This is a genomic window from Ruegeria sp. BHSB064 (assembly GCF_059613205.1).
In genome coordinates, this window is sequence record NZ_JBXWSB010000001.1 from 75103 (window position 1) to 101960 (window position 26858).

At 56.6% G+C, this 26858-nt stretch carries 30 protein-coding genes, 1 tRNA gene and 1 riboswitch; of the genes, 13 read left to right on the forward strand and 18 right to left on the reverse strand.

The window, feature by feature from the left end; genetic code table 11:
* Positions 1-117 precede the first annotated feature (117 nt).
* Positions 118-558 carry a 6,7-dimethyl-8-ribityllumazine synthase gene (locus AC2FNU_RS00385; protein ID WP_496784171.1) on the reverse strand — a complete coding sequence of 147 codons (441 nt, stop codon included), beginning with the start codon at positions 556-558 and terminating at the stop codon, positions 118-120.
* Between the two features lie 73 nt (positions 559-631).
* Positions 632-832: riboswitch (FMN riboswitch) on the reverse strand.
* A gap of 54 nt (positions 833-886) precedes the next feature.
* Between AC2FNU_RS00385 and AC2FNU_RS00390 the strand changes: the two genes are divergently transcribed.
* Together AC2FNU_RS00390 and AC2FNU_RS00395 are read left to right on the forward strand one after the other, a co-directional pair.
* Positions 887-1498: an FMN-binding negative transcriptional regulator gene (locus AC2FNU_RS00390; protein ID WP_496784172.1), complete on the forward strand. Its 612-nt coding sequence runs from the start codon at positions 887-889 to the stop codon at positions 1496-1498.
* Positions 1499-1568: 70 nt separating this feature from the next.
* Entirely contained in the window at positions 1569-2177 is a 609-nt protein-coding gene (locus AC2FNU_RS00395; protein WP_496784173.1) for a glutathione S-transferase, read from the forward strand.
* A 22-nt stretch (positions 2178-2199) separates the two neighbouring features.
* On the opposite strand, the gene AC2FNU_RS00400 is transcribed toward AC2FNU_RS00395, so the two are convergent.
* Positions 2200-2643 (reverse strand): c-type cytochrome, encoded by a 444-nt coding sequence (locus AC2FNU_RS00400; protein WP_496784174.1) that lies wholly within the window; start codon positions 2641-2643, stop codon positions 2200-2202.
* A 464-nt stretch (positions 2644-3107) separates the two neighbouring features.
* Here AC2FNU_RS00400 and petA point away from each other — a divergent pair, with 464 nt between their 5' ends.
* From petA to AC2FNU_RS00415, 3 genes are read left to right on the forward strand one after another with little or no spacing between them, the layout of a single operon-like run.
* Complete coding sequence (gene petA / locus AC2FNU_RS00405) at positions 3108-3692, forward strand: ubiquinol-cytochrome c reductase iron-sulfur subunit (RefSeq protein WP_480800536.1); 585 nt, start codon at positions 3108-3110, stop codon at positions 3690-3692.
* Between the two features lie 14 nt (positions 3693-3706).
* Entirely contained in the window at positions 3707-5038 is a 1332-nt protein-coding gene (petB, locus tag AC2FNU_RS00410) for a cytochrome b (RefSeq protein ID WP_496784175.1), read from the forward strand.
* Positions 5039-5056: 18 nt separating this feature from the next.
* Positions 5057-5848 (forward strand): cytochrome c1, encoded by a 792-nt coding sequence (locus AC2FNU_RS00415; RefSeq protein ID WP_496784176.1) that lies wholly within the window; start codon positions 5057-5059, stop codon positions 5846-5848.
* Positions 5849-5992: 144 nt separating this feature from the next.
* Here AC2FNU_RS00415 and mtaB read toward each other — a convergent pair whose 3' ends face one another.
* Complete coding sequence (mtaB, locus tag AC2FNU_RS00420; RefSeq protein WP_496784177.1) at positions 5993-7249, reverse strand: tRNA (N(6)-L-threonylcarbamoyladenosine(37)-C(2))-methylthiotransferase MtaB; 1257 nt, start codon at positions 7247-7249, stop codon at positions 5993-5995.
* Positions 7246-8079 (reverse strand): diaminopimelate epimerase, encoded by an 834-nt coding sequence (gene dapF, locus AC2FNU_RS00425; protein WP_496784178.1) that lies wholly within the window; start codon positions 8077-8079, stop codon positions 7246-7248. Before dapF ends, mtaB begins: the two co-directional genes overlap by 4 nt.
* 222 nt (positions 8080-8301) lie before the next feature.
* Here dapF and AC2FNU_RS00430 point away from each other — a divergent pair.
* Positions 8302-8377 (forward strand) — tRNA-Lys (locus AC2FNU_RS00430).
* A 4-nt stretch (positions 8378-8381) separates the two neighbouring features.
* Here AC2FNU_RS00430 and AC2FNU_RS00435 read toward each other — a convergent pair.
* Together AC2FNU_RS00435 and AC2FNU_RS00440 are read right to left on the reverse strand one after the other, a co-directional pair.
* Positions 8382-9500 (reverse strand): site-specific integrase, encoded by a 1119-nt coding sequence (locus AC2FNU_RS00435; protein WP_496784179.1) that lies wholly within the window; start codon positions 9498-9500, stop codon positions 8382-8384.
* Entirely contained in the window at positions 9497-9670 is a 174-nt protein-coding gene (locus tag AC2FNU_RS00440) for a hypothetical protein (protein WP_496784180.1), read from the reverse strand. The genes AC2FNU_RS00435 and AC2FNU_RS00440 overlap by 4 nt, the downstream gene beginning before the upstream one ends.
* Positions 9671-10067: 397 nt before the next feature.
* On the opposite strand from AC2FNU_RS00440, the gene AC2FNU_RS00445 reads away from it, so the two are divergent.
* Both AC2FNU_RS00445 and AC2FNU_RS00450 read left to right on the forward strand, forming a co-directional pair.
* Positions 10068-10490, forward strand: a complete 423-nt coding sequence (locus AC2FNU_RS00445) for a helix-turn-helix domain-containing protein (RefSeq protein WP_170361327.1) — start codon at positions 10068-10070, stop codon at positions 10488-10490.
* Between the two features lie 3 nt (positions 10491-10493).
* The gene (locus AC2FNU_RS00450; protein WP_496784181.1) at positions 10494-10811 is read left to right on the forward strand and encodes a hypothetical protein; all 318 of its coding nucleotides are present in this window, start codon (positions 10494-10496) and stop codon (positions 10809-10811) included.
* A gap of 221 nt (positions 10812-11032) precedes the next feature.
* Here AC2FNU_RS00450 and AC2FNU_RS00455 read toward each other — a convergent pair whose 3' ends face one another.
* A complete protein-coding gene (locus AC2FNU_RS00455; protein WP_496784182.1) occupies positions 11033-11188 on the reverse strand; it encodes a hypothetical protein in 156 nt (51 codons plus the stop codon).
* A gap of 48 nt (positions 11189-11236) precedes the next feature.
* On the opposite strand from AC2FNU_RS00455, the gene AC2FNU_RS00460 reads away from it, so the two are divergent.
* From AC2FNU_RS00460 to AC2FNU_RS00470, 3 genes are read left to right on the forward strand one after another with little or no spacing between them, the layout of a single operon-like run.
* Positions 11237-14047: an Eco57I restriction-modification methylase domain-containing protein gene (locus AC2FNU_RS00460; protein WP_496784183.1), complete on the forward strand. Its 2811-nt coding sequence runs from the start codon at positions 11237-11239 to the stop codon at positions 14045-14047.
* Between the two features lies 1 nt (position 14048).
* On the forward strand, positions 14049-14987 hold the full coding sequence (locus AC2FNU_RS00465) for a GIY-YIG nuclease family protein (RefSeq protein ID WP_496784184.1): 939 nt from the start codon (positions 14049-14051) through the stop codon (positions 14985-14987).
* 13 nt (positions 14988-15000) lie between these two features.
* Positions 15001-15906 carry a restriction endonuclease gene (locus AC2FNU_RS00470; RefSeq protein WP_496784185.1) on the forward strand — a complete coding sequence of 302 codons (906 nt, stop codon included), beginning with the start codon at positions 15001-15003 and terminating at the stop codon, positions 15904-15906.
* Between the two features lie 308 nt (positions 15907-16214).
* On the opposite strand, the gene AC2FNU_RS00475 is transcribed toward AC2FNU_RS00470, so the two are convergent.
* The 6 genes from AC2FNU_RS00475 to AC2FNU_RS00500 all read right to left on the reverse strand — a co-directional run bounded on the left by AC2FNU_RS00475 (position 16215) and on the right by AC2FNU_RS00500 (position 20579).
* Complete coding sequence (locus AC2FNU_RS00475) at positions 16215-16988, reverse strand: hypothetical protein (protein ID WP_496784186.1); 774 nt, start codon at positions 16986-16988, stop codon at positions 16215-16217.
* 303 nt (positions 16989-17291) lie between these two features.
* Complete coding sequence (locus AC2FNU_RS00480; protein ID WP_496784187.1) at positions 17292-17582, reverse strand: hypothetical protein; 291 nt, start codon at positions 17580-17582, stop codon at positions 17292-17294.
* A 15-nt stretch (positions 17583-17597) separates the two neighbouring features.
* Complete coding sequence (locus tag AC2FNU_RS00485) at positions 17598-19172, reverse strand: relaxase family protein (protein ID WP_496784188.1); 1575 nt, start codon at positions 19170-19172, stop codon at positions 17598-17600.
* Positions 19166-19594: a plasmid mobilization protein gene (locus AC2FNU_RS00490; protein ID WP_496784189.1), complete on the reverse strand. Its 429-nt coding sequence runs from the start codon at positions 19592-19594 to the stop codon at positions 19166-19168. The genes AC2FNU_RS00485 and AC2FNU_RS00490 overlap by 7 nt, the downstream gene beginning before the upstream one ends.
* 19 nt (positions 19595-19613) lie before the next feature.
* Positions 19614-20351: a hypothetical protein gene (locus tag AC2FNU_RS00495; RefSeq protein WP_496784190.1), complete on the reverse strand. Its 738-nt coding sequence runs from the start codon at positions 20349-20351 to the stop codon at positions 19614-19616.
* Between the two features lie 15 nt (positions 20352-20366).
* On the reverse strand, positions 20367-20579 hold the full coding sequence (locus AC2FNU_RS00500; protein ID WP_496784191.1) for a hypothetical protein: 213 nt from the start codon (positions 20577-20579) through the stop codon (positions 20367-20369).
* Between the two features lie 899 nt (positions 20580-21478).
* Here AC2FNU_RS00500 and AC2FNU_RS00505 point away from each other — a divergent pair.
* The gene (locus AC2FNU_RS00505; protein WP_496784192.1) at positions 21479-21703 is read left to right on the forward strand and encodes a hypothetical protein; all 225 of its coding nucleotides are present in this window, start codon (positions 21479-21481) and stop codon (positions 21701-21703) included.
* Between the two features lie 29 nt (positions 21704-21732).
* On the opposite strand, the gene AC2FNU_RS00510 is transcribed toward AC2FNU_RS00505, so the two are convergent.
* The 5 genes from AC2FNU_RS00510 to AC2FNU_RS00530 are packed head-to-tail and all read right to left on the reverse strand — an operon-like array spanning position 21733 to position 25939.
* The gene (locus tag AC2FNU_RS00510) at positions 21733-22275 is read right to left on the reverse strand and encodes a DUF3833 family protein (protein WP_496784193.1); all 543 of its coding nucleotides are present in this window, start codon (positions 22273-22275) and stop codon (positions 21733-21735) included.
* Positions 22272-22889 carry a DUF3833 domain-containing protein gene (locus AC2FNU_RS00515; protein WP_496784195.1) on the reverse strand — a complete coding sequence of 206 codons (618 nt, stop codon included), beginning with the start codon at positions 22887-22889 and terminating at the stop codon, positions 22272-22274. Before AC2FNU_RS00515 ends, AC2FNU_RS00510 begins: the two co-directional genes overlap by 4 nt.
* Positions 22886-24109 carry an MFS transporter gene (locus AC2FNU_RS00520; protein WP_496784196.1) on the reverse strand — a complete coding sequence of 408 codons (1224 nt, stop codon included), beginning with the start codon at positions 24107-24109 and terminating at the stop codon, positions 22886-22888. The genes AC2FNU_RS00515 and AC2FNU_RS00520 overlap by 4 nt, the downstream gene beginning before the upstream one ends.
* Positions 24109-24654: a hypothetical protein gene (locus AC2FNU_RS00525; protein WP_496784197.1), complete on the reverse strand. Its 546-nt coding sequence runs from the start codon at positions 24652-24654 to the stop codon at positions 24109-24111. Before AC2FNU_RS00525 ends, AC2FNU_RS00520 begins: the two co-directional genes overlap by 1 nt.
* Complete coding sequence (locus tag AC2FNU_RS00530; RefSeq protein WP_496784198.1) at positions 24608-25939, reverse strand: NAD(P)/FAD-dependent oxidoreductase; 1332 nt, start codon at positions 25937-25939, stop codon at positions 24608-24610. Before AC2FNU_RS00530 ends, AC2FNU_RS00525 begins: the two co-directional genes overlap by 47 nt.
* 192 nt (positions 25940-26131) lie before the next feature.
* Between AC2FNU_RS00530 and AC2FNU_RS00535 the strand changes: the two genes are divergently transcribed.
* Complete coding sequence (locus AC2FNU_RS00535; protein ID WP_496784199.1) at positions 26132-26857, forward strand: SDR family NAD(P)-dependent oxidoreductase; 726 nt, start codon at positions 26132-26134, stop codon at positions 26855-26857.
* The last annotated feature ends 1 nt before the right edge of the window (position 26858 follow it).

Here is a 26858-nt window from a genome sequence, read left to right on the forward strand (position 1 = left end):
CTCCTTTGCGGGTCGTGATTAGCGGGCAAGGCCCCCGGCCTCAAGCGGATTTGGTCTTTGAGGACGTGAACGCCGCCCGGTGGGCGGCGCATTTGAGTATTTTTGAAAAGATGAAGCTCAGGCGGCCTGCGCGACTTTTGCGCGGGTGTCGGTGATCATCAGTGCGGCCTGAGCCGCTTCGCGCCCTTTCTGAACGAAATGGTCGCGGTAGATCGCGTTGTGATGGTCGGTTTCCTGATACTGGTGCGGTGTCAGCGAGACCGACAGGACGGGTACACCCGTGTCCAGTCCGGCGCGCATCAGGCCATCAACGACAGCTTGCGCGACGAAATCGTGGCGGTAAATGCCACCGTCCACAACGAACGCGGCGCACGCCACGGCGGCGTATTTGCCGGTTTGGGCCAGGTCGCGGGCCAATAGGGGCATTTCGAACGCGCCCGGGACGTCGAAGACATCGACCTGCTCGGCGGGGATGAGTTCGAGGAAGCCGTCAAGCGCGCGGTCAACGATATCGGAATGCCAGTTGGCTTTGATAAAAGCGTAGCGGGTGTGTGTCATCATGATCTCCTTTCGTAACAGACACGTCACCCAAGGCGATCACGGGCAAGCACACCGCTGGGCGGCGCTACTTGCACGTTCTCTTTCATCCGGACTGTAACCGTCGGCTCTGGCATCTCACCAGATCTGCTTGACACCCTTTGGCGATTCCACACTTTGTCCGAAAACCGTTTGCCGTTTTTCGGATCGTGGTCGCCAACGGGCCGCTCGCGGGCTTACGGGTCGTCGCCCGCATACCGCCGGTGGGGAATTTCGCCCCGCCCTGAGAACAAGACGGACCTTGCATATCTTGGGCCTGCTCTGCAAGAGATTTGGCAGGAGGACTGCCATGCACCCGAACCCAGCCTTTCGCGCCGAGGACCGCGCGCGCCATATTGCGTTCGCACGTGACCGAGGATTCGGCGTTTTGGCCTTGTCGACAGATGGTGCCCCGCTGTTGAGCCATGTGCCGTTTCTTCTGTCAGATGACGGCAGGGTGGCTGAGCTGCATCTTGTTCGCTCAAATCCCATCGTGCGCGCCTTGGGCACGCCGAAAGCGGTGAAGATCGCGGTGCAGGGACCGGATGGGTATATCTCGCCTGATTGGTATGAGGTGGAGGATCAGGTGCCAACCTGGAACTATGTGGCCGTGCATTTGACCGGGCAACTGGAACTGCGCCCGCAAGAGGAGCTGTTGGAGCTGTTGAACCGGCAATCGGCCTTTTATGAAGAACGCCTGCTGCCCAAGCCGCCATGGGGCACGGGCAAGATGTCAGAAGAGGCTTTGACCAAAATGATGCGGATGATTGTGCCCTGCCGAATGCAGGTCGAGGATGTTCAGGGCACGTGGAAGTTGAGCCAGAACAAGCCCGATGATGTCCGTGCACGGGCGTCTGAACAGATTGCGTCAGGGATCGGGTCCGAATTGAGTGTTCTGCAAGAGTTGATGCGCAACGCCTAGCCGTCGGCGAAGTGTGGGCTTTCGTTTTTGCGGACCTCCTGTAAGGTCGGCGCAAACAGGGAGCCTGCCGATGAAACTCTATCACAGTCTGACCTCGCCCTATGTGCGCAAAGTCATGGTTTTGCTGCATGAAACAGATCAGCTTGACGATGTCGAGCTGGAGACCGTGGCTGGAACGCCGATCTCACCGGCTGAGCCTTTGATCAGCAAGGCACCGTTGACAAAAGTTCCGGCGCTTGAGCGTCCGGATGGACCTACCTTGTTCGACAGCCGGGTGATTTGTGCGTTTCTGGACGCCCGTGCCGGAGGGAAGCTGTACCCCGAAGGCGCAGGTCGCTGGGATGTTCTGACGCTTGAGGCGCTTGCTGACGGCATTCTGGATGCAGCCCTTTTGATGACCTACGAAGACCGCCTGCGTCCCGACGACAAGAAATGGGACGCTTGGATCGAGTCGCAATGGGTCAAGATTGAACGGGCCTGTGCCGTGCTGAACCAACGTTGGATGGCGCATTTGTCGGGCCCGTTGGATATGGGGCAGGTCGCCGTTGGCTGTGCGCTGGGCTATCTGGATTTGCGCCATGATGCGCGGGGTTGGCGCAAGGGCAATGACGCGCTTGCCAAGTGGTTTGCGGATTTTGGCGAGCGACCCAGTATGGTGGCCACCCGCCCTCAGGGCTAAGGCATTCTCAGCCGCATCTGCGTTACTGGCTGAACGTGGCCAGATACGCGGCGATATCTTCCGCACCTTTCTTGAGCTTGACGCTCATGTTCGGGCGGGCGGTGTCATCGTCGAGATAATCCTTGATGAACCCGATGGGGTCTTTGGAATAGGCGGCGATGTTGTCTTCGGTCCAGACCAGACCTTCTTCACCGGCGCGGATCATGTCGTCGGTGAACATGCCGATGGGCAGGCGTTCGCTGCCAAAACGGTAGTCATTCTCGGATCCGGCGACTCGCCCGATGACGCCGTAGAGATTCGGCCCGGTGATTCCGCCTTTGACCAGAACTTCTCCGTCTTTGATGATCGCGTGGCATGACGAGCAGCGGTTATACATCGCCTTTCCCTTTTCGGGATCACCAGCGGCAAGGGTCTGAGTGGACAGGGCCAATGTAAGTACAGCTGTGGTCAACAGGGTTTTTGACATAGGGGGTCTCCTGACAGGAGTTCGCGCGTTTTGCCCGCTGTCCTGCATTCGCGCAAAAAGTGCAACGGTAGAAGAGTGCACAATTTACAATTTAAATCATCTATTTCGGGAATATGATTTTACCGACAACAATCCTGCAACCATCACAATTATTGTGGGCATCTGATGCGCCAATCAGCGGTCCACCCAATCAACGGTTTGACCCGGTTGAGATCCGTCGAGAGTGACTTCAGGCAATCGAATCAAAGCACCCTGATTCGACCTGATGAACAAAGTTGAGCGCGAGATTCACCAAAAAAACGGCCACGTTCCCCAAATGAAGCGCCACATGCGGCGTATTGCGCGTTTATGAACGCTGGACGAACACTATTCTCCCCGATAGTAAGCGCGTTTAAGACGCCGCTTTCACGCGGTGCGCGAGCTTTTTGCCCGTCCGCGGGCGCCAGACAATCGGAGATAACCTCGTGTCCCACGCAGAAGACCACGAAGGCACCCGCAGAGATTTCCTGTATTACGTCGCTGGCGGCGCAGGTGTCGTTGCAACGGGTGCAGCCGTATGGCCCCTGATCAACCAAATGAACCCGTCAGCAGACGTGCAGGCGCTTTCGTCGATCCGCACGGATGTAAGCGGGGTTGAGCCGGGCACACAGCTGACAGTTAAATGGCTGGGTAAACCCGTGTTTATCCGTCACCGCACCGGTGCCGAGATTGCCGAAGCCCAGCAACAGGACGAAGAAGCCGTTGGCAACTTGCCTGATCCGCTGGCCCGCAACTTCAACCTGAACGCAGATGCACCTGCAACGGACGCCAACCGCGTCATGCCGTCGCCCGAAGGCGAAGCAGAGGGCGCATGGATCGTTCAAATGGGCGTTTGCACGCACCTGGGCTGTGTGCCTCTGGGTGATGCGGGCGACTTTGGTGGCTGGTTCTGCCCGTGCCACGGCTCGCACTATGACCTTGCCGGCCGGATCCGCAAAGGTCCCGCGCCTGAAAACCTGCCGATCCCGCCCGTTGAGTGGGTCGACGCAACAACCATCAAACTCGGCTAAGGGAGCCCCAGTTTATGTCCGGAATTCCCCACGATCACTACGAGCCGAAGTCAAACGGCGAAAAGTGGCTGCACAGCCGCTTGCCCATTGTTGGGCTGCTTTATGACACCCTGATGATCCCGACCCCCAAGAACCTGAACTGGTGGTGGATCTGGGGCATCGTTCTGGCGTTCTGCCTGGCGCTGCAAATCGTTACCGGCATCATCCTGGTGATGCACTACACCCCGCATGTCGATCTGGCCTTTGCCAGCGTCGAGCACATCATGCGCAACGTGAATGGCGGTTACTTCATCCGTTATCTGCACATGAACGGCGCTTCGCTGTTCTTCGTTGCGGTCTACATTCACATGTTCCGCGGCCTGTATTACGGCTCGTACAAAGCCCCGCGTGAAATCACGTGGATCATCGGTATGCTCATCTACCTGATGATGATGGGCACCGCGTTCATGGGCTACGTTCTGCCTTGGGGACAGATGTCTTTCTGGGGCGCGACCGTGATCACCGGCCTGTTTGGTGCGATCCCGTTTGTGGGTGAAGCGATCCAGACTTGGCTGTTGGGCGGACCCGCTGTGGACAACGCTACGCTGAACCGCTTCTTCTCGCTGCATTACCTGCTGCCGTTTATCATCGCGGCGCTGGTTATCGTGCACATCTGGGCCTTCCACACCACTGGCAACAACAACCCGACAGGTGTTGAAGTACGCCGGGGGTCGAAAGCCGAGGCTGAGAAAGATACCCTGCCATTCTGGCCGTATTTCGTGATCAAGGACCTGTTTGCGCTGGCCGTGATCCTGGTCGTGTTCTGGGCAATCGTCGGCTTTATGCCGAACTACCTGGGCCACCCGGACAACTACATCGAAGCCAACCCGCTGGTCACACCTGCACATATCGTTCCGGAATGGTACTTCCTGCCGTTCTACGCGATCCTGCGCGCCTTCACCGGCGAGGTTTGGGTTGTGCAATTCGCAAGCTTCATCACCGGTGGCATCATCGACGCCAAGTTCTTCGGTGTGATTGCGATGTTTGGTGCGATCCTGGCTATGGCGCTGGCGCCCTGGCTGGACACATCGAGCGTGCGTTCGGGTAAATACCGTCCGATGTTCAAATGGTGGTTCTACCTGCTGATCATCGACTTCTTTGCGCTGATGTGGCTGGGTGCGATGCCCGCGGAAGAGCCCTATGCGACCTTCTCGCTGATCGCGTCGGCTTACTGGTTTGCTTACTTCCTGGTGATCCTGCCGATTCTCGGTGTGATCGAGAAGCCACTGCCGCAGCCCGAGACCATCGAAGAAGACTTCAACGCGCATTATGGCAAGGCTGACGCCGAAGCCACGCCGGCCGAGTAAGAAGAGGGACCGGATACCATGTTCAAGAAACTTGCAATCGGCGCTGCGTTTGCTCTGGCCCTGACCCCTGCTGCATCTTTTGCGGCAGGTGGCGGCGATCAGCATATCGAAGACTTCGCCTTTTCGTTCGAAGGTCCGTTTGGCACCTGGGATCAAAACCAGCTGCAACGCGGTCTGCAAATCTATACCGAGGTTTGCGCAGCCTGCCACGGCCTGCAATATGTTCCTCTGCGCGATCTGGAAGCGCTGGGTTACAACGAAGAGCAGGTCATCACCTATGCGGCGGACAATTTTGAGGTTTTCGACCCTGAGTTGGACGATTTCCGCCCGGCGATCCCGACCGACCACTTCCCGGCCAATACCGCCGTCGGCGCACCGGACCTGAGCCTGATGGCCAAGGCGCGTGCGGGCTTCCACGGCCCTTACGGGTTGGGCATCAACCAGCTGTTCAAAGGCATGGGTGGCGCGGAATACATCGCCTCGCTGCTGGACGGCTATACTGGCAAGGAAAAGGAAGAGGCAGGCACCATCCTGTACGAAAACACCGCCTTCCCCGGCGGTTGGATTTCGATGGGCCCGCCACTGGCGGACGAACAGGTTGAGTTTGCCGATGGTCACTCGAACACCGTCGAACATATGTCGGAAGACGTCGCTGCCTTCCTGATGTGGGCGGCTGAGCCCAAGCTGATGGATCGCAAGAACGCCGGTTTTGTTGGCGTGATCTTCCTGTCTGTTCTGTCAGTCCTGCTGTATCTGGTGAACAAGCGCCTGTGGGCGCCGCACAAAGGCAAGCTCCGCCCCGAGGATTGATCCTTTTTCGGATTTTGAAATCGAAACCCCCGCGCCACCCGGTTGCGGGGGTTTTTCTTTGCGATGTCGCTTTCAAGGGGCCAGCCCCTTCTTGGCCTTTGGCCAATTCAACCCCGAGGTATTTTGGGCCAGATGAAGGGCGGATCAGACAGTGAGTTGGTTTGAAGTCTGTCCGGTGATTGCAGCCGTAACGATCTGACCTTCGGGCTGAGGCGCAGCGAAGGACACTTCGGTGAATTGCTCGGTCCGGCCCATATGGGGGTTTTCCATTAGGATGTGATGGGTTTTGCCGATCTGTTCCGACAGGTGCTTTGAGACCTGAGCATCCCCGGCCGCGCGCAGACGGGCGGCGCGGTTTTTGATCACTGCGCCATTAACCTGCTGCGGGATTCGTGCGGCAGGCGTGCCGTCACGCTTGGAGTATGGGAAGACGTGCAGCCAGGTGAGGTTGCAGTCTTTGACCAGCCTGAGCGAGTTTTCGAAATGCTCTTCGGATTCCGTCGGAAACCCCGCGATAATATCGGCACCAAATGTCATGTCAGGGCGCAGCTTTCGGGCGTCTTCGGTAAATCGGATTGCATCGTCGCGCAGGTGGCGGCGTTTCATCCGTTTCAGGATCAGGTCGTCCCCGTGCTGAAGCGAGAGGTGCAGGTGTGGCATCAGGCGCGGCTCGGTTGCGATGGCCTGCATCAGGTTCTCGTCGACCTCAATCGAGTCGATTGAACTGATCCGCAGGCGCGGCAGGTCGGGCACCAGTTTGAGGATGCGCATCACAAGATCGCCCAGCTTGGGCTGCGCAGGTAAGTCCGCGCCCCACGAGGTGAGGTCGACACCGGTCAAAACCACCTCGTTATAGCCCTTGTCCACCAAGCGTTTGATCTGGTCCACCACAACGCCTGCAGGCACGCTGCGCGAGTTGCCGCGGCCGAAAGGGATGATGCAGAAGGTACAGCGATGATCGCAGCCGTTCTGCACCTGCACATACACACGCGAGCGGGTGCCGAACCCATCGATCAGATGGCCCGCCGTTTCAGTCACAGACATGATGTCGTCGACCTGAACCACCTCGGTCTCGCCGATGAAATCGGCGGCCAAGCCATTCCAGGTGTCTGGCTGCATCTTCTCGGTGTTGCCGATGACCGCGTCGACTTCCGCCATGGCAGAGAAGGTTTCCGGCTCTGTCTGCGCCGCGCAGCCGGTGACGATCAGACGGGCGTTGGGGTTTTCGCGCCGCAGCTTGCGGATCTCCTGCCGGGCTTTGCGGACCGCCTCAGCCGTTACCGCGCATGTGTTCACCACAACAGCATCCGTCAGACCTGCTTGCTGTGACAGCTCTTTCATCGCCTCGGTTTCATAGGCGTTCAGGCGGCAGCCTAAAGTGGTGAACTTGGGCGGGTTCATCCCAAAGACCTCAAGAATTCAGGGGTGAGGGTGCCCGAGAAGACGTGGGCTGTCGGGCCGGTCATCCAGACTCCATCCTCGCGCCAGTCGATCCAGATCGTGCCGCCGTCCAGTTCGATCTGAACTTTGCGCCCCGTTAGACCGCGTCGTGCGGCTGCAACCGCCGTCGCGCAGGAGGATGAGCCAGACGCCAATGTGACCCCCACACCTCGCTCCCAGACGCGCATACGGATATTGTCCGGGCCAATCACCTGTGCGACCTGAACATTAGTGCGCTCAGGGTACAGGGGGTGATGCTCGTAACGCGCGCCGAACTCGGTCAGGGGAATGGCCTCGGCATCCTCGACGAAAAAGGTGCAATGCGGATTGCCCATCCCGGTCGCTGTCGGCGCGCCCTCGATTGGCAATTCCAGCGTGTCCATCTCTTCTGCCAGTGGGATGTCCTGCCACTCCAGTTGAGGATGTCCCATGTTCACCGAGGTCAGACCATCGCCGATGTCTTTTGCAAAAAGGGTGCCCCGTTCGGTTGTCAGCACCAGGTCGGACTTCCCGGTCTCATCCATCAGAAACCGCGCGATGCAGCGTGTGGCATTGCCACAGGCGGCCGAGGTCGATCCGTCGGAATTGTAGAAGACCAGATGCGCGTCTGCCTGTCCGTTTTCAATCACGGCCAGTTGGTCGAAACCCACGCCAAACTGTCGATGGCCGATTCCCTTTGCAAGAGCCGGGGTTATCCGGGAATCGCGCCCGCGCGCATCCACGATGACAAAGTCATTTCCCAGCCCGTGCATCTTCATGAAGGGCAAACCGGTTTCGAGTCTCTGTTGCATGGCGGCGATATAACCCCGGTCCGAACATGAATCCACCCTGTTGCGCAGAATCGTGAAAAAAGGGGTTGACCCCCCTGCGACACCTGCCTAATTAGGCCGCCTATCGGGTCGCCGGAAACACAAGATGTGTTGGCGAAACGAGGCGTAAATTAAGGGCTTGAACCTGATCAGGGAATTGCCGTAAAGAGCGCCACGGATCGTAGAGATCCACCAAAAAAGAGTGGGCCGTTAGCTCAGTTGGTAGAGCAACTGACTTTTAATCAGTGGGTCGCAGGTTCGAATCCTGCACGGCTCACCACTTTTCATAAATTTTCCTTTCCTCGCTTGGGTTTGGTGTCGGGATTGACGAACCTCTTGGGAAGGTTCGCCAAGTTACGCTCGCCGTTGGGGCGGGCGATCAGTTTCTCAATCGCGGAATCGGCCATGCCTTCGCGGCCTGCGGCCTCTGTGTAGCGCTGCACGAGGGCCAGCGTTTTGTGTCCCGTGACCGCGCCGATCTCGTGCGCTGTGGCTCCAGCTTCGGCCAAACGGCGCGCGCAAGCCTTGCGCAGCCCATGGGCGGAACACTGGGGCAGTTTGGCCTCTTCGGTCCAACGCTGCATGAGATTGCCCAGACCACCGGCAGAGCGCATCGTGCCTTTGCTGGTTGCCAGGAAGGGGCGATCCTCGGGCAGCTTGTCCAACACCTCGGCCAAATCCGGGTGGATTGGCACGGAAACCAGCACCCCACCAGACCGCTGCGTCTTCTGACGACGGTACTCAATCTTGCCGTTGCGGACATTCTTCGGCCCCAGCTTCACCGCATCGACCCGCGCCGCGCCGGTGTAGAGCATCAGTGTCACCGCCGTATGCGCCAGAGTTCCGGGCTTGTGGGTCTTAAAGAACTGCGCCAGTTCGTCCTCATCCCAAGTATGGAAGCCATCACCGCCCACGCGGAACGGCTTTGTTGCGCGGGCCGGGTTGTCGCCGCGCCAGTCGAGCGTGATTGCGAAATCCATTAACTGGATCAGCCGCTTGCGCAGGTTGTTCGCTGCTGTCGGGGTCTCGGCCTTCTCGGCCAGGATGGTCTGCACATGCCGCCGCTGCATCAGCCTCACCGGCTTGTCGCCATGCTTCTCCCGGAATTTCTCGACGATTCCGCGATACACCTTCTGCGTGCTAGACGCGAGATCGAGGAACTCGGGCGAGCGATACCAGAGCGCGACAAGTTGGCTAACACTGTATGGCTTTGTCCGGTCCCCCCCGATCAGCCCACGCGTCTTGTGGCCGTTCACTGCATCTTCATACCGCCGGACAAATTCGTCCGATCCATAGTCGCTCCCAAGCTCAGCCGAAAACCCACCCTTACGAAACCGCCACCGCCGCTTCCCGTGCCGGTCGAAATAGGCTGTCGCGCCTGGAAACTGCTTGCGGCGTTTCACGGGCGATCCCACGGGTTATTGACCTCGTTGATCTGCTTCTCGGTGCTGTAAATCACGACCTTGCCGTCACGGCTGATCTCGGACCGCACGACAGGGATGCCCGCATCCCGGTACGCCTTGAGGTATCGTGTAAGTTCGGTCTGCGTTATCGACGCACGAGACGTGCTCATTGAGTGATCTTTCGCATCAAAGGTTTGAGTGCGGAGGTTCGCCAATTGGCAAACTCGATTGTTTGACTGCCGTATGTTTGATCTTTGTGGCTTCCCTTTGGAATCGCTCCCAACCACTTAAAGTAAGCATCTTGGTTTTCGAAGATATCTCAACAAACTCGAGCCGCCCGTCGTTCATCAACGCTCGAACTTGCGCTGTACTGAGGCCCACGATCTCTCCAAGTTCCTTCGGTGAAAGTAGTTTTTCTCGTGTCAAAAGCTCTTCCTTTTCATAAGGTAGCACGAATCAAGCCATACTCACTTTGGCGCAGTGATCCGACTACGAAACACAACATATTACGCTCAATTGTGCGTATAGCATTCAATTGTGCGCATCTGCAAGAGGAACGATGCCAGTATGGCGGATCGGCCCTACGACTACCTGAGCTCTCTTGGTGCGCGCTTAGCAATCGCGCGCAATGAGCTTGGCATGTCACAAAAGAAAATGGCGGATGCGCTCGGGATTTCGCTTCGCGCTTATCAGAGCTACGAACTCGGGAAACGCTCAATTCCCGTCGAGCGGCTTGTGGAACTGCACCGCAAATTTTCCGTTGACCTAAATTGGGTTCTCTTGGGCGTCGATGCGGTAAGACTGAAACACGACTTGTTCGCCCTTGAAGAGTTCGAAGTCGCGCTGGATAAGTATCTATCTGATAGTGAGATATCGCTAAAAAGCGAAAAGCGCGGGGCCATTGCAGCACGCTGGTATCGTTCTTTCCTAGAGGGGAAGGAAGTGATCATGGATGACGTTCATACTTGGATTGAACTACTTAAGGAGTGAATTTTGGAACAACCAACCGTTCAATGGCAACGCGCTAGAATTGCGGCACTTGAAGGAGCTCACCGTAGAATCCTCGAGCCATTTGGTAGAGCTCTGTTTAATGGCACAGCAACGGCTACACTTTGCTTTTTAGTGGTTTTTGTCTGGCACAACTTATTCACTTTTCCAGGTATCGGGAATTCGTTGATAATTGAAATTCAACATTTGATCGCCGCATCGTCGATGCTGACAATGTTACTCTTAACTGTGATCGCGTGTCCCGTCGCTCTTATTGATTGGCTGTATCGCCGCGAAATTGAATACGGCTCTAATAGATCATAAAACAAATGAATCTCTTCAATAAAAAAACTATTAAGCGACACCTTAAGCCTGCAACGATCCCTGACGATCATTACGATACCCTGTCTGCTTGGGCCAGTATGATCCATGACAGTCGAATCTACTCGCTAAAGGAAGTCGCTCTGCATGGGCAGTTCACCTCAAAGATTGTTGAGGATGTTCTAGGGTACCATGGCCCAGCTGGTGGTGCAGATTATACCGTTTCAACCGAACAGACGATCCTGAGAGGCAGTGTCGATCTGGCCCTCGGGCGCTTCGGTGGCCCCAAGCTTGAAATCCTTGCACCGTTTGAGCTGAAGGGTGCGGATACCCGCGACCTCGACGCGATCATGCCTGGACGGAACAAAAGTCCCGTTCAACAGGCATGGGAATACGCCATGAACGCCCGCGGCGTAAAATGGGTTCTGGTGTCCAACTACATCGAACTGCGCCTCTACGGGTTTGGGGAAGGCACCTCGGCGTATGAGGTTTTCCGCCTCGACAAGCTGACCGACCCGGATGAGTACGCCCGCTTCATGCTCCTACTCTCGGCGGAAAACCTGCTCTCTGGTCGAACGCTTGACCTGCTCAAGGAAAGCCGCCGCGAAGACAAGGACATCACGGACAAGCTCTACCAGGACTACAAAGACTTGCGCCTGAAACTGCTCCACGCGGTGCAAGAGGCCGATACATCCATCGACGCGCTCGACGCGATTGCCCTTGCGCAGAAGATCCTCGACCGCGTGCTGTTCATCGCCTTTGCCGAAGACACCGGCCTCCTACCAGACAACACGCTCGCCAACGCCTTCACTGCGCGCGATCCCTATAACCCGCGCCCTGTCTGGGAAAACTTCAAAGGCTTGTTCCGGGCCATCGACTCGGGCAGCGAAGATCTGAAAATCCCCCGCTACAATGGCGGGCTGTTCCGAACGGATGATCTTATCGACGGCCTCACCATGCCGGACGCCATCTGCGAAGGGTTCAAGACGCTGGGCGAGTATGACTTCGCCTCCGAAGTCTCTGTCACCGTCCTCGGCCACATCTTCGAACAATCCATCGCCGATGTGGAACGCCTGCAAGCCATCGCGCGGGGCGAAGAGGAAGAGCCGGAAAAGACCAGCGGCACCAGTGGGCGGCGCAAGCGCGACGGGGTGGTCTACACACCCGACTACATCGCGCGGTTCATCGTGGTCGAAACTCTTGGCGCGCACCTCAAAGAAGCCTTTGAAACCATCCTGCGCGATCACGCCAGGAAAGGCGCGGATGTATCCGACTATGCCACCATCCCGTGGCGCAGGAAATCGGCCGAGCTGGAAGCCTGGCAAGCGTACCGTGACCGGATCAAGACGTTGCGCATTGTTGATCCAGCTTGTGGGTCGGGCGTGTTCCTCATCATGGCCTTCGACTTCCTAAAGGCCGAACTGTCCCGCGTGAACGACAAGATCGCTGAGCTGCAAGGCAAGGATCAGCACATCCAGGACCTTCTCGATCCGGACAGTGAAATCCTGTCGAACAACTTATTCGGCGTGGATGTGAACGCAGAAAGCGTCGAGATCACCAAGCTGTCGCTTTGGATCAAGACCGCGCGGCGCGGCAAGGTGCTGGACAGCCTTTCGGGCAGCATCCGCGTGGGCGACAGCCTGATCGAGGACAGCAACTTCGCCTATCTGGATCACGCCTTCACCTGGGAAACGGCGTTCCCCGAAGTCTTTGCCGAGGGCGGCTTCGACGTGGTGCTGGGCAACCCGCCTTATGTGCGCCAAGAACTTATCTCCAGCCTTAAGCCATATCTACAAAGGCGCTTTGAGAGCTACCACGGTGTGGCCGACCTGTTTTGCTATTTTTACGAGCGCGGTCTCCGCCTGCTGAAGCCAGGTGGCCGGTTGGGCTACATCTCGTCGAACACTTTCTTCAAAACCAACTCGGGCAAGCCATTGCGTGAGTACCTGTTGAAGGATTCAACGATTGAAGGCGTCGTCGATTTTGGCGATCTTCAAGTTTTCGAGGGCGTGACAACCTATCCAGCGATCTTGGTGCTGAAGCATGGCACCGCACCCAAGGACCACGATTTGCGGTTTTGGAGAGTGGACGAGCTCCCTGAAACAAACTTCTTGGCCAGTTGGGAGGCTGCTCAAGGTCCATATCCGCAAACGGCACTTGGCGCTGGTTCCTGGGAGTTGGAGAACCCCACGATGAGAGCGCTGCGCGATAAGATTAGGTCAGGGCGCAAGACGCTGAAAGAAGTCTATGGTTCTCCAATCTATGGAATCAAAACAGGTCTAAACGCGGCTTTTGTAGTGGACACGCCAACCAAAGAACGGCTGTGCGCGGAAGATCCTAGGTCTGTAGAAGTTTTAAAGCCATTCATGGAGGGGAAAGACCTGCATCGTTGGCGTGGTGAACCGCGCGGACTTTGGTTGATCTTTACACGTCGTGGCACCGACTTGAATGAATATCCTGCAATTCGCGCGCACCTTGAAAAACGAAGAGTCTCGCTTGAACCAAAGCCGAAAGACTGGAAGCCCTCGAAACCAAATGAAAAATGGCCCGGGCGCAAGGCGGGAACTTACAAGTGGTTCGAGATTCAAGACGCTGTGGATTACCACGAACGTTTCACGAAGCCGAAGATAGCGTACCGCGATATCGCAAGGACTGGTTCGTTTCATTTTGACCGTTCAGGGGCGTATCTTGAGACCACTGGCTCCGCAATCGTGACTGATGATGAGGCTCTGGTTGCGCTACTCAACTCACGCGTTTCATGGTTCTATTTCACTGCCCTGACCCCATTGGCTCAGGGCGGTTTCTACAGAACCAAAAAGCAGTACTTGGACCAAATTCCGATCCCCACCATCCCAAAGCCAAAACACGCCGAACTGGTCCAGTTGGCGCAGCGTGCCGCAAGCCTTGCGTCCACGCGCTTCAACCTCCAAATCGCTCTCACCCGCCGCATCCCCGACCTCTGCCCGCCGGAGCGCGAGCCAAAGCTCAACACCAAGCTTAAAGAATGGTGGACGCTGCCAGACTTCGCCGCCTTCCGCGCCGAGGTGAAGAAAGCCTTCAAGGCCGATATCCCGCTTTCCGAACGCTCCGACTGGGAAGACTGGATCACCCGCGACCGCGCCGAAATCGCCCGCCTCACCGCCAAAATCGCGCAAGCCGAGGCGAAGATCGACGGCATCGTCTACGACCTCTTCGACCTCACCCCCGACGAAATCGCCCTTCTGGAAAGTGTGGTGTGACATGAGTTCCGGCCTGCCCGACGGGCGCAACATGTGGATACGCGCCTTTTACGGCTTCGATCCGGAACTGGACGGCTATGTCGGCTGGACAAGAGAGAGCGGTCAGGCACGCGCCCTGCGTGAACTCAACGACGGCGATCTGATGATGATCTACGGCGCGGCTTCGGGCAACACCAAGAAATCCATGCGGTCGCATATCCTCGGGTTTGTCGAGATCGAGGCACGCCCAATACGCGATCACGAAAAGGCGTCTAAAGCTTCGCTTGAGGCCAAACGAGAAAGAGGCAACGGCGAAAAGTGGACCTATGGCCTTCCCGTGCGTCGCGCATGGCGTGCGCTCGACAAGATGTCGATCGAACGCATCGCGCCCGACACTTACGACAAGGACGCGGGCCAAGGCATCGGCGTCTGGGGGCGCGCGCTGACGCCTGCAGAGATCGACACAGCGCTGAAGATCAAGGTGACCGAGGTCAATGTATTCGGCGAAGAGCCCGTCGGGCACAGCGGTCTGACCGACACCCCGTTCAAGGAAGAGTTCTTTCCGTCAAGGGCGTTTCCGGGGTCGAGTGGCCAGCGTACCTCCACCTACACAGATGGCGAGACGTTCCTTTACCTCGCGAAATTCGATGGCGACGGTGCTGCGCTGTTGGGGCGCGCCCATTCTTTTGGCAGTAAGTCGGTCGCACTGAAGATAGGCGTCTCGAACGATCCGGCGTCGCGGTCTGACCAGTTAAACGCGGGAATTCCACCCGCTGCGAAGGGGCGGTGGCGGATCGAACTTCAGGCCCCGTTTGCTGATCGGAAAGCGGCTGAAGCGGCTGAGCAGTTGTTCAAGGATAAATCCGGCAAGCTGGAAAGTCTGGGCGGGGAGTTCTTCTGGGGCGATAGTATGGACGCCGTCCTGTTGTTTTCATCGATCCCAGGTGTGTCGCGGTTTTGAATGAGGGATTTTGATGAGACGATTTGAAATTGACGCAGAGACGCTCCCAGACCTTCCCGGAATGATGCTTGTCACGGTCGAGGCGCTGAAAGACCTCGGCGGGTCTGCGACGATCCAGGAGCTCGATGAGAAGGTGATCGAGCTGGAAGGCGTGACAGAGGCCGAACAGGCTTTCACCATGCCGCGCGATGAGAATCGGACGCGGGTGAACTACTACTTGGCCTGGGCGCGAACCTATCTGAAGCGCGGAGATGCACTGAACAACTCCAAACGCGGGGTCTGGGCTTTGACGGAGACAGGGTCCGCGATCTCGGACCTTAGCGCGACACAAGCGATCTATGATCAGGTGACGCAGGAAGAGCGTGAGCGCGCGCGCCTGAAGCGTCTGGCCGCCAAGAAGGCTGATTCGGACAGAGGCGAAGAGATCGAGGTCATGGCTGACGATGGCCCGACTGATGAGGAAGACTGGAAATCGGCACTGCTGGCTGTGTTAGGCAAGATGACCCCAGACGGGTTCGAGCGCCTCGCGCAGCGACTCTTGCGTGAGGCGGGTTTCACGAAAGTCGAAGTGCGCGGCAAGTCGGGCGACGGCGGGATCGACGGTGTCGGCGTGCTACGCGTGAACCTCGTGTCGTTCCAGGTCTACTTTCAGTGTAAGCGCTGGAAGGGCAGCGTTGGCTCCAAGGAAATCCGAGACTTTCGGGGAGCCCTGCAGGGCCGCGCAGATAAAGGGCTTTTTATCACCACAGGGCATTTCACTAGCCAAGCTTCGGATGAAGCGACACGCGACGGCGCGATTGCGATTGATCTGATCGACGGTGATCGGCTCTGTGAGTTGTTGAAGGAAAATCGGCTGGGTGTAGCAACTAAGATGATCGAGAGGGTTCAAATTCACCCAGATTGGTTTGAAGGAATTTAATGCGATTGATGCAAAGGCTTAAGATCGTCCGAGCTTGGGCACGAGATCATCGGCGTTTATGGCTCAGATTATCCGGGATAAGCACAACTCACCGAGACTGAGCATATTATCGGGCTTGTGGTCCGAGAACGACTGGTCGCATCGCCAGGCCCGAACTAGTAAGATGCGGGAAAAAATTATCGTTCGCGTTAAACGGCCCAATGGCCACTTCCGGACAGGCGAGGGCATGTAGGGTTTATTGTGTTAAGGAATCTTTGCTGTGCGAAATGCGGATTTTGGAACAGGATTACCGAAACGCAACGACATGATCATGTCAGCGTGTGCCAAGCTTCTACGAAGCTTTCGTAGTCCATCCGCAGCCTAAGATAGTGAACTCTGGAAAACCTCTTAAAACTAGTATCGTCTTCGCTTTTTCGAGCGCCCAATGAGTTTCGTATGAACTCAAGCGCTTGTATGGCTTCCGTCAGGCGCTGCCCATACACAGGCTCATGATGAGCAACTCGGTTTCGAACCGCATATATCACTTCAAGTGATCTCGAAATATCACTTCTTTTCAAAGCTTTATTGGGAAAAACTTTCTTTATTGAAGGTTTCCAAAGTTCATCATCGTAATCGCTGGAATAGAGTCGTTTCCAAAATGAGAACGTTGTTTGTGAAATTATTTGCCCGTGCGATACGACGAACAATGCTTGGCGTTTTTTTACGGCAGATTTGTGGCTTGTGCCTGAAGGTACGCCTCCGGGGAATGCGAAAGCGTCGAGGTAGGATTTCTCCCTATAACTCAATTTGGCATAGGCTGCTTTTTGCGCGTGGTTAATGGCGCTGCTGATAGCATTTCGTTCAAAAGGTTTTAGGGGCAAAGTCGTGTGACCCGGCAGCAGCCACTCATCATCCCCAAAATCATCGATCAAGCGTTGGTTTGTACTGTTGCGCAAGGAAAGCTCTAACAGCGCAATCATTGACATTAGTGATGAACCAAGCTGAAGGGTGTGATTGTGCAGTGCAATCGCCTTTTTCTGCCTATCGGTATGATTTTCATACGTTTTAAGCCGTTCGGCGGAGATGAAGTCTACTACGTCCATAAAGTCACCAAATGAATATCCCCTTGAATATCGGTGGATGTCACGCTATGTCCAGAGTTGAAAGGCCGGGGATTAGGTCGGCAGCGCCGCGAAAGCAGTGACGGACCCCCCGCCTATTGAAGAGAGGTTCACCTACATATGCAGGTGAACCTCTTTCTTTTTCGCCACACGAGAACAATGATTTGGTGGCAGTCAGCGTGACAACTTCCTTCGTAGTTGCCTTACATGCTTCGCACAAGGTGCATAGAGTTCGACCAGGCGAGGTTGGATCATGAGCTATACAAACGGTAAGGTTTGAAACGGTCAAGTGTTGGTATTCACTACCTGTCCCACCTCGATCGCCTTCGCATCCACATCCAACTCCCTAATTAAAAATCCTTTGTCGCCCCACTTCTGGATGTAGCGCATGTAGCCGTTGCCTTCGGCATCCAGGAACAGACAACGGATGTCGCTGTATTCGCCCCAAACACCTGCAATGGCGATCAACGGGACGCCCTGCGGCAAGCAACGCACTTTCTCGAAGTCGCGATAGTCGATCCCGAAGTCGAGTGCCTGGCGAAAACTCATGGTGAAGCGTTGGTGTGGAAACAGCATTGTTTTTCCTTCAGATTATAGGTGGAAGCCGTATTCACGGTCTTGCTCAAGGTTCTGCTCACTCAGCTCTTGTTCAGCTGATTTTCGGCGGCTCTCGCTAGTCTCAAACTGGTCTGCAAGTTCTCTTCTAGCGTCGTGTAGCTCTGCTCTTCTGTCAGTAAGTCGGCCAATGTGCTGACTGACACGAGATGCGATTTCATGAGCAGCTCCACGCACTGCACTAAGCCATCCAGTCTGGCTTCGATCCCGGTCGTCGAGCGTTTTTCCAAACTGCGCAATTCCTTGGCGGAGGTCTCGCAAGCCGTCACCAACCGTTCGACGCACGCGAGCAAATCTCTCTCCAAGGCTGTCAGAGGCTGATCCATCTAGTTCGGCTCCACTCTGACGCAGGAAACCAACCTGCTCGCCACCGAACAGGTGCGCATGCTTGATGTTTCTGGCGGCAGGATCAAATAGGTCGCTTGCTCGTACAGCACGGTCTGAATGCCCAAGCTCTCTAACTGCGTCGTTGTCGCCATCGTCGAAAGTTTCCAACTCCACAGAAAGGTCAGCCCTAACGTCACTGAGATCAGCACCAGACAGGCTGTTGCCGTCGCCCAGGGTGAAATCCGTAGCAGTCGTTTGATCGTGTCGATGTGATTCTGCCAGGTCGTCTCGCTCCAATCCAGAAACATGCGGGTATCGGCTTCGATTGTATTCCGCGCGTGTGTCACACACTTCTGAATATCGTTCCTGAAGCTCTGCAATTGAGATTCCATCAAGGCGGCGTGTTCCTTGCGGATCTCGTTCAGATCCGCGTTCAATTTCTCGCTCAGCCGCGCCGGCTTGCCATTCGTCACGGAATATTTCTCCTTTCAATCGCCAGCGTTCGCCGGTCTCTGGGTCTTTGGCGGTGATGTAATTCTTGCTGGCGCGGGGGATGTCATAACCAACATCCGTCAAGGTATCGATCATGCTGGCGCGGTCGGTGATGGCACCGATGCTGATCTGGTCGAGGATCCAGCGGTGCAGATCATCGCGGCCTTGCGCGCGTGTCGGGGTCTCCAGGGCCGCCTGCACTTCTTGCGCCCGCTCTAGCTCCATCGGATCGGCCCAGCCGTGCGTCTTGTTCATCAGGTCACGCAGGCTGTCGTAGGCTGTCTGATAACCTGGAGGCGCGATGTTGAGGCTCTTGCCTGTGGTCAGCTCCATTCGTGGCGTGCAGAAATGCAATTCAATGCGATCTTCGTGGCTGTGGCGGACCCAGAGCATGTCGTATTGCTCGCCATCCAGCCCGGCAAAGGCCAGCTGCTCGAAGGCATCCATGACCTTGGCCTGCTGTTCCTCGCCGGGCGCGTCACCGGCGGCAAAGCTGATCACGCCCGCCCGGTAGGTCCATTGGTGGCGACTGGCGTCGATCAACGCCTCGGTGCGGCTTGGATCGCCGCGCAGCACTTCGGGCAAGGGATTGCGCGTGACGGTCAGAGGCTGGCCATCGGCATCGCGGACCAGGTCGCGATTGCCGTCATAGACCAACACGCGCTCGGCCACGAGGTAACCGACAGGACCTGCGCCCGCGCCCTTGCCGTTGGGGAAGAACTTGATCAGCACTGCCGCGCCTCGTCGAGGAGCTGCGCGAGCTGGCGTTCGATCACCAACAGACGGCGCGCAACGGTCAGGCTGTCGAGGTCGGTTCGGCCCACCAGCATCGCACGGTTCAGCCAGCGCGCGATCTGGTTGAGGTTACCGCCGATGCGCCCGACCGCCAGCACCAGCGCCGGGTCGACTCGCGGCACGGCCTTGCGGCGGCGGGCCTCGGTCAGGCCAAGCGCCTCGCGCAGGAGCGTTGCGGCGGGCAGGCCTGCGGCTTCGGCCTTGGCGCGCAGTTGGGCCTTCTCGGACGCGGTACAGCGGAAGACGAAGGTCTCCGTCAGCGGCTCCTTTGCGCGGGCTTTACCCGCGCCGGTGGGGTTCGAAGGGGCGGCTTGCCGCCCCTCGCAAGGTCCCGTGTCAGAAGCGCCAGTGTATGACAAGGGTGGCCTTGCTCTTTGCTCAACTCGCATGGCGCACTTCCGGCTCAGCTGGCTCGAAAACAGTCCAACCTTTCTCGATGAGCCAGTGCTGCCAAGCGGGCCAGTCGTCCTTGTTAGTTGGCGGGAACCTGTCCGGAAGCCAGTATCCGCTAGCGCCGTTCTCCCAGGCAGCTGGCAGGATTCTGTCGATCCAGGTTCCAAACATGCGTTCTGCGAACACTTCCCATTGGCGACAACCGAATGATGATCGCGGAACGAATACGGCCTGCGGTACACCTCCGCGCGCCGAGGCGGATGGCCCTCCATCCGGCAGATCCGGCTCAAGCGCGGTTTTTTGTTCTTTGGATTGTTCAATCTTTATATAGGAAAGATCACCTGCGAGCCTCTTTTCACCCGCGATTGACCCCTTTTCAGTATTCGAATGGCTCATTGGTGCGCCCTTTTTCTTGGGACGAAATGGGATGATTTTGGAAGGCGCGCGAAGGTCATAGTTGGTGCAGTTTCCGGCGCCACGTCCTTCGGTTCGAAAGAGCCAACCGAACTCAACAAGCTGTCGAAGGCATCGCTTGATGGTTGCCAATGACATACCCACCAAGAACTCGTCCAATGTGTTCAGCGATGGATTGAGCTGGCCAGTTTTATCGTTGGCGAACTGAACGGAAAGCGCTGATGCGACCGCTTTTGTAGATGAATTGAGGTCGGCACATTGCAGAACAGCTTTCAGCCATTCAAAACGGTTAAGCTTAGGCATGTGCACCTCCCGCGATTGCGGTCAGATGGTCTTTTTGATAAACTGTGTGTGCAGAAAGATTTGCATTGCCGTTGAGGTGGGTGGCTGCCCCCTCAGCGGTTTCTCTTTGAGTTGCACCGGCTTTTTGGTTCGCCAGGCACTCAATTTCTCTAGTAGTTTCAATGCGCCATTTTTGGCGGTTCGCCAGTTTAAGTCTTTGATTTCTTTGCGCAGGTCCACTCCTGCACGGCTCACCACTTTTTTCAAAGGGTTAGCAAGAATAGGCGAGAGTTTCTCGCGCCTACAGCAACCACCTAGCAACCACGCGGCATAGATTGACGTAGAAACGTGTGGAATTCAGTTGTGGCTGGGTGGCTTAATCCAAGTCTGCTACCACAGGATAACTTTTTGATAAATGGTCTCTTTTTGACATTTTTGTCGATTAATAGTACGCTGACAATGCGCAGCCAAAGCAATACTGCTTTTGGGCGTGGGCCATACCCAACATTATAGCACAAGCAATGCGCGTCAGTTTCAGAAAGTGAATTCCTGACCGAAAGCAATCTCTATACGTCCTAAATGATAGGACCATTTCCATGGTTGGAAACGGAAGCAACAGTGGTGCCAAACATTCTATTGCCGTATCGCGAGTTCAAAAGAACAGAGTATTGAACGACACTTTCCGAAAATCGGGTGCAGACGGTATCGTCATGATCTCAATGGGCATATGGGTATCGCTTGATCGTCGTCGGGGGGCTGAAGGTCGAAAAAATGCCGCGGATATTGGCACTTCTGCGGAAATTTCTGAGACATCAATCCATTCCTGACGCGATGTCCCGTCTGACACGATGAGGCTGCCGTTTGCGGGTTTGCCTGCCTGACGGCATAGTTGTCTTGGTAGTTCAGTCGGAATTTGTGGCGTTCTATTTGAGGGGATCCCAAACAGGGTGTTGTCCACTTTGGCGGCGCTACAAATCTTGTCTTGCGGACCCGTTGTAGATGCAGATCGACAGCACGCTTAGCGAGATCGCGCATCCGGCCTGACAACACCTGGTTGCGAGCGCGTTTTTGCCTATGCAAAAATTGCTTTTTTGCACCTAAACCGATAGGTTTTTTCGAAAAGGTGTCGAACACCGGAGGCAGTGAGAACGCAGATGCGACAGGCAAAAATTCGTGTTTCGCGGGCCCGGGTGCCTGCGGGATTGATGGGCAAACGGGACGGCCTGTTTTTCCTTTGGGGACAGATTGAGCGGGCTCGTCTCAATCTGGAAAACGGCACTAAGTCCGAAAGCGGGGTCTCGGATGGGTCGGGAAAAAACCGGGCCGGTACGCCCCAAAAAACACTGCAGTCCCCGGTGGATGAGTTCATCTTTTACTGATGCCAATCGACAAGTTGTACTTGCGTCGACTATCGCTTTTCGAAGAACAGGATCACTTCGCCCAGACGCACGCCAAAGCGTGACACGTACGCGCGGTTCAGCAGGCGATCATCGTCCAACAGCCACATCCAATCGTCAAATCTGACACGCATCGTGCCGTCCTTGATCGGCAGGTCGATTTTGTACTTCCAGTTGAACGTATCACCGCGCTCGATCCCGCTGGCCGTGCCCAAAACGCCAGGAGCCGTCCCTGTCCACGTATCTTCACCCGTTTTTGTGAGTGTCCAGATGCGCTGCTCGGTGGCGCCATCGTCATAGACGAAGTCTTCAACCAACGTCAGAGTTTCACCATCCCAGGTCCCGTCGATATCCACCGTAAATCTTCGGGGAATGTTGCCCAGAACGTCTTGAAACTGACCATAGGCCACTGTTTTGCCTTCAAAGAACTCCTCGAGGTTCAATTGCCGGTCGGACAAGAAGGTTTTTGGCACTCTGGGCTTGCTGGAACAAGCCGCCAGTAGGGCAAGGCTTGCAATTGCAACAATGGTGATCAGCGAACGGAAAACCCTCATTGCAGCGGTTTCCCTTCGGATGTCGCGTCATATCCGTTTGTACCTGGCACATGTGTCGTTTTTACTTCGGGCGAAGGGCGCATGGTCGCGACCAGCTCAGCTACTTTGATGCCGAACTTGCGCATCTCGGACCGGTTCATGATTACGCCGTGTTCCGTCAGATACATCCAGTCTGTTACATCCAAAGTGTGCCCGCCAGCATCCTCTGGCAGGATGATCCGGTAGGTCAGTTTGACTGTCGAACCAGACATGATGCCCCGACCCTCGCCGACGATATCATCCGCCGTTGCAGTGAAGGTGTTCCCGGTGCCAAGCGTCAGATACCACTTTCGGGTCATCTGTTTGCCGTTGGAATAGGTGAAGTATTCGGACAGCGTGCCCGAGTTTCCGTTCCATTCGCCCACCATGCGGGCGACGAAGCTGTTCGACATCTTTCCATTGGGGCCGTAGATCAGCCCCTCGGACAGGATTTCCCCGTTCAGATGCTTTTTCAAAGAAAAGTCAGGTCCGGTTCCCGCGTAGTCGGCAGGAGATTGCGCGCGAAAGCTCAGCAATCGGGCGCGGATGAAAACTGCGATCAGAAGGACCAGCAGTATGATGGCAATAGCGTTCATTTGCTTGTGACCTCGGTTGGCAGGGTCAAGACCATCCCAAACGCACCAAGCTTCAGGATGCAGGGCAGCACCGCGTAGGCTAAGTTAAGCGTTTCCAACGCTTGCGCGGAATTGTTTTGACCGGGGGTGAAACCGCTGCGTTCCAGCAACGGCAAGGTGAAAAAGGCAGCCAGAGCGAGCCCCAGCTTGCCAGCGAAGGACCAGATTCCAAACGCGGCAGACGCGTTTAGTCCGGCCCGAGTCAGGACGACCGAAAACATGGCGGGCAGCACGACCATGTCCGCCCCCAAAGCAGCGCCAGAGGCAAGGCAGATCACAGCAAATCCGGCCAAATTTCCGGCGCTCAGGGTGGCGGCACCGATAAACCCCGCGATTGAGAGGGGCATGGCAATCATCAGAGTCTGTTTTGGGCCAATCCGGTTGCTGAGCTTGGCCCAAAGCGGAACGCTCAGGCCCGCACTTAGGAAGAACAGGATCAACAGCGGGCCTGCTTTGCCCGGCAGTTGCAACCGATCTTCAACAAAAAACAAAAACAGGGTCGAGGTGATGGCCACGGGCAGGCTGTTGACCAGAGCCAGCCCCAGCAGGCGCAACCCTCCGGCCTGACCCAGCCCTGCAAAAGACAGACCAGTGCCGGTGATTGGCGTACGCCTCCAGATCGGAATAGTCAGCAACAGGGTCAGAACGGACAGCAGCCCCAAAAAAACGCCAAACGCGGGATAGCCCTGGGCTTGCGCGCCAAATGCAACCAAAAGCGCCGGGGCGCTAGCGGCGATGACCACGCCGGTCAGTTGCCCGCCTTCGCGATAGGCGGCCAAGGTCATAAGCTCTTGCGGGTCTGGACGTTTTGCCAAAGTTGCGCTGCGCCCGTACAAAAGGATGGTGCCCAGGCTGTAAGCCGAGAACAGCAGGATCAGAATCGCGATCAGCGCGGCGACACTGGCACCCTGCGACAAGCTAAAGAGCAGTGGGAACCCGACCGCCAGCCCCAAAGCTGCCAGAGAAGCAAATACCAGCTGGCCCTTTGGCCATTTGTCGATCGCCCAGCCGATCAAAGGATCCTGTACCAGATCCACAAGGCGGATCACCAGAAGGACGGTGCCGATGACCCCCAGGCCAATACCCAGATTCACCGCCGCAAAGCGCGGCAGGTGAATATAAAGCGGAATGCCCGCCGCAGCGAGCATCAGCGCATAAAGGCTGACCCGAGGATAGAGCATCAGCGCCCCTGAAGTTTCTGTGTAAACGAGGCGGACCGCGTGTTGTCGCCCAGAAATACGGACATGAAACTGCGTTTGATGCCCGGATAGGACATCGTGCAGGTCTTTTGCCCGTTCAGCCAGAAGCTCACGCTGTCCGGCCCATCGGACACGGCCAGAAAGCTGTCGCCTTTGGTCACGGGTTTGAAGCACTGGTCCAGTTGACTGCGCACCGGGGCAGATCGTCCGATCCGGTCCATCTCGTCCAGAGTCGAGTTGACCAGCGCTTTTTTCTTGAAGTTCTTGCGGTAGGTCAGTTGCAGGCCGATATCTTCGCTCCAACTGAACGGAGCGCCGCCGGGGGTATAAAGTTTGGCGTCATAGATCGGCAAACCCAGATACCGAAAGGTCGCCGAGCCGCGCAGTTGCGCGTCCTTCAACTCATCCGTTACGGGCGAAGCCAATAGCCCTGACGGGGCCAGCAGCGCCACTGTCAGCAGCGCTGCGCGCAAAAGCCCATTATTCGGCCGCCACAGGGATGGCCGGGTCGTTCCCAGAAATGCCATTGTCAGCTCCGATGGTTTGCGGGGTGCCATTTATTCGGGCAACGACATGCATCGCGCTGGCAATCCCGTCTTCGTGAAATCCATGCCGGTTGTAAGCGCCGGCAAACCAAGTTCGGTTCTGTCCCTGCATCTCGCGGATTTGCCCTTGTGCCTTCAGGGCGGCTTTGTCGAATACCGGATGGGCAAATTCGACCTGATCATAGATTTTATCCGCGGGAATTTCTGATGAGGCGTTCAGCGTCACAAACAGCGGATCGCTGTCCGGGATATTCTGAAGCCGGTTCATCCAATATGTTACGCCGACGTTTCCCGCTTGTGAGCGGTAAGTCCAGCTAGACCAGCACGCGCGCCGTTTTGGCATCTGACGTGGGTCACAATGTAGAATTGCCGTGTTGGGCTGATAACGGATCGCGCCCAAAGCTGCGGCCTCGGCCGGTGTTGCGCCTTCGCCCAGAATTGCAAGGGACTGGTCCGAGTGCGTTGCCAGGATGATCTCGTCGAATTGATCCGCATACCCCTGGCTGGTGACACTGACGCCGATGTCGTTGCGGTGAACGTGCTGAACCGGGGCAGCCAGTCGGATGTCGCAGCCACGAGCGCGCAGGGCGGCGTCTATGCGGCGGACATATTCGATGCTACCGCCTTTGACAGTATACCACTGATGTTGATTGGCGCGCCCACTGGCCAGCAGGGCATGGTTGCGGAAGAACTGCACCAGTGACCGCGCCGGGAATTGATCTACGAACTCAACCGGAGTGGACCAGATCGCGCCACACATGGGCATCAGATAGTTGTGCCGGAACCAGTGACCCAGACGCAGTTGATCGACCAATTCACCAATCGTTGTGTCATCGTCCTTGGCGGCCTCGGGCGCTTCTTTGCCAAAGCGCAGAATGTCCGCGATCATCTTGTAATAGGCGGGGCGCGCCAGATTGCGTTTCTGTGCGGTCAGGGTGCGCAGATTGTTCAACCCGTATTCGATGCGGCCATTGTCGATGGTCGCGCCAAAGCTCATTTCGCTTTTGATGACGGGTACGTTCAGCTCGTCAAAAAGCTGGGTCAGGTAAGGGTAGGTTGCATAGTTGAAAACGATAAAGCCGGTGTCGACCGGCTGATCTCCGCTTTTGCCAGCCATCACCGTACGGGCGTGGCCGCCCAGTCTGGGTTCGGCTTCATAGACCGTCACGTCGTTGTTTTCTGAAAGGTAATACGCGGCAGAGAGCCCCGAAATGCCTGCACCTACAATCGCGATTTTCTTCCGTACACCCCGGGTTTCGTCGAACATTCCAGCCTCGTTATGTGACATTTTACAATGAGATACGCACGGTAGGGCGTGCTGGATCAATCCGGATAGAAGTTTTTAACAGATGCACTATCTTGTGACTTCGGGTTACAGCGCACGCTTCCCAGCGTCACCCAATGATCCACCGCGGGTGCAGGGCCGTAAAACGGATAAGTTCAACAATACGGCACGGGTATGAGCAGCTTTGACGGAAAAACCTATTGGATCATCGGCGCAAGCGAAGGCTTGGGCCGTGCCTTGGCCGAGGCGTTGAGCCGCAAGGGCGCGCATTTGATCCTGTCTGCGCGCAATGCCGCGCGTTTGAATGACATCTGTTCCAAGCTTCCAAATGCGCGCGCGATTCCGTGTGATGTGACCGATTTAGACTCTGTGCGTAGTGCCGTGGCCGAGGCCGGTCGGGTCGACGGGCTGGTTTACAATGCAGGCGCTTATGAACCGATGCGTACTGGCGATTGGGATACCGAGGCGTCGCTCAGGATCAGCGATGTGAACTATTCGGGGGCGTTGCGGGTATTGGGTGAAACGGTTCCTGGCTTTGTTCAGACAGGTCAGGGAGAGATCACGTTGATCGGGTCGCTGGCCGGGTATCACGGTTTGCCTGCAGCTATCGGTTACGGGGCCAGCAAGGCAGCGCTGATCTCGCTGGCCGAAACGATGCGGCATGATCTGGCGGGCACGGGCGTGACGGTACGTATTGTCAATCCCGGCTTCATCAAGACCCGCCTGACCGACAAGAACAGTTTCAAGATGCCGATGCTGATGACAGCTGATGACGCGGCAGAGCGCGTGGTCAAAGCGATGTCGCGCCGCCGGTTCCGTACCGATTTCCCGGCACCGTTTTCCTGGTTTATCCGCTTGATTGACTACTTGCCGGATTTGCTGGTGTATCGCGGAAAGTAGA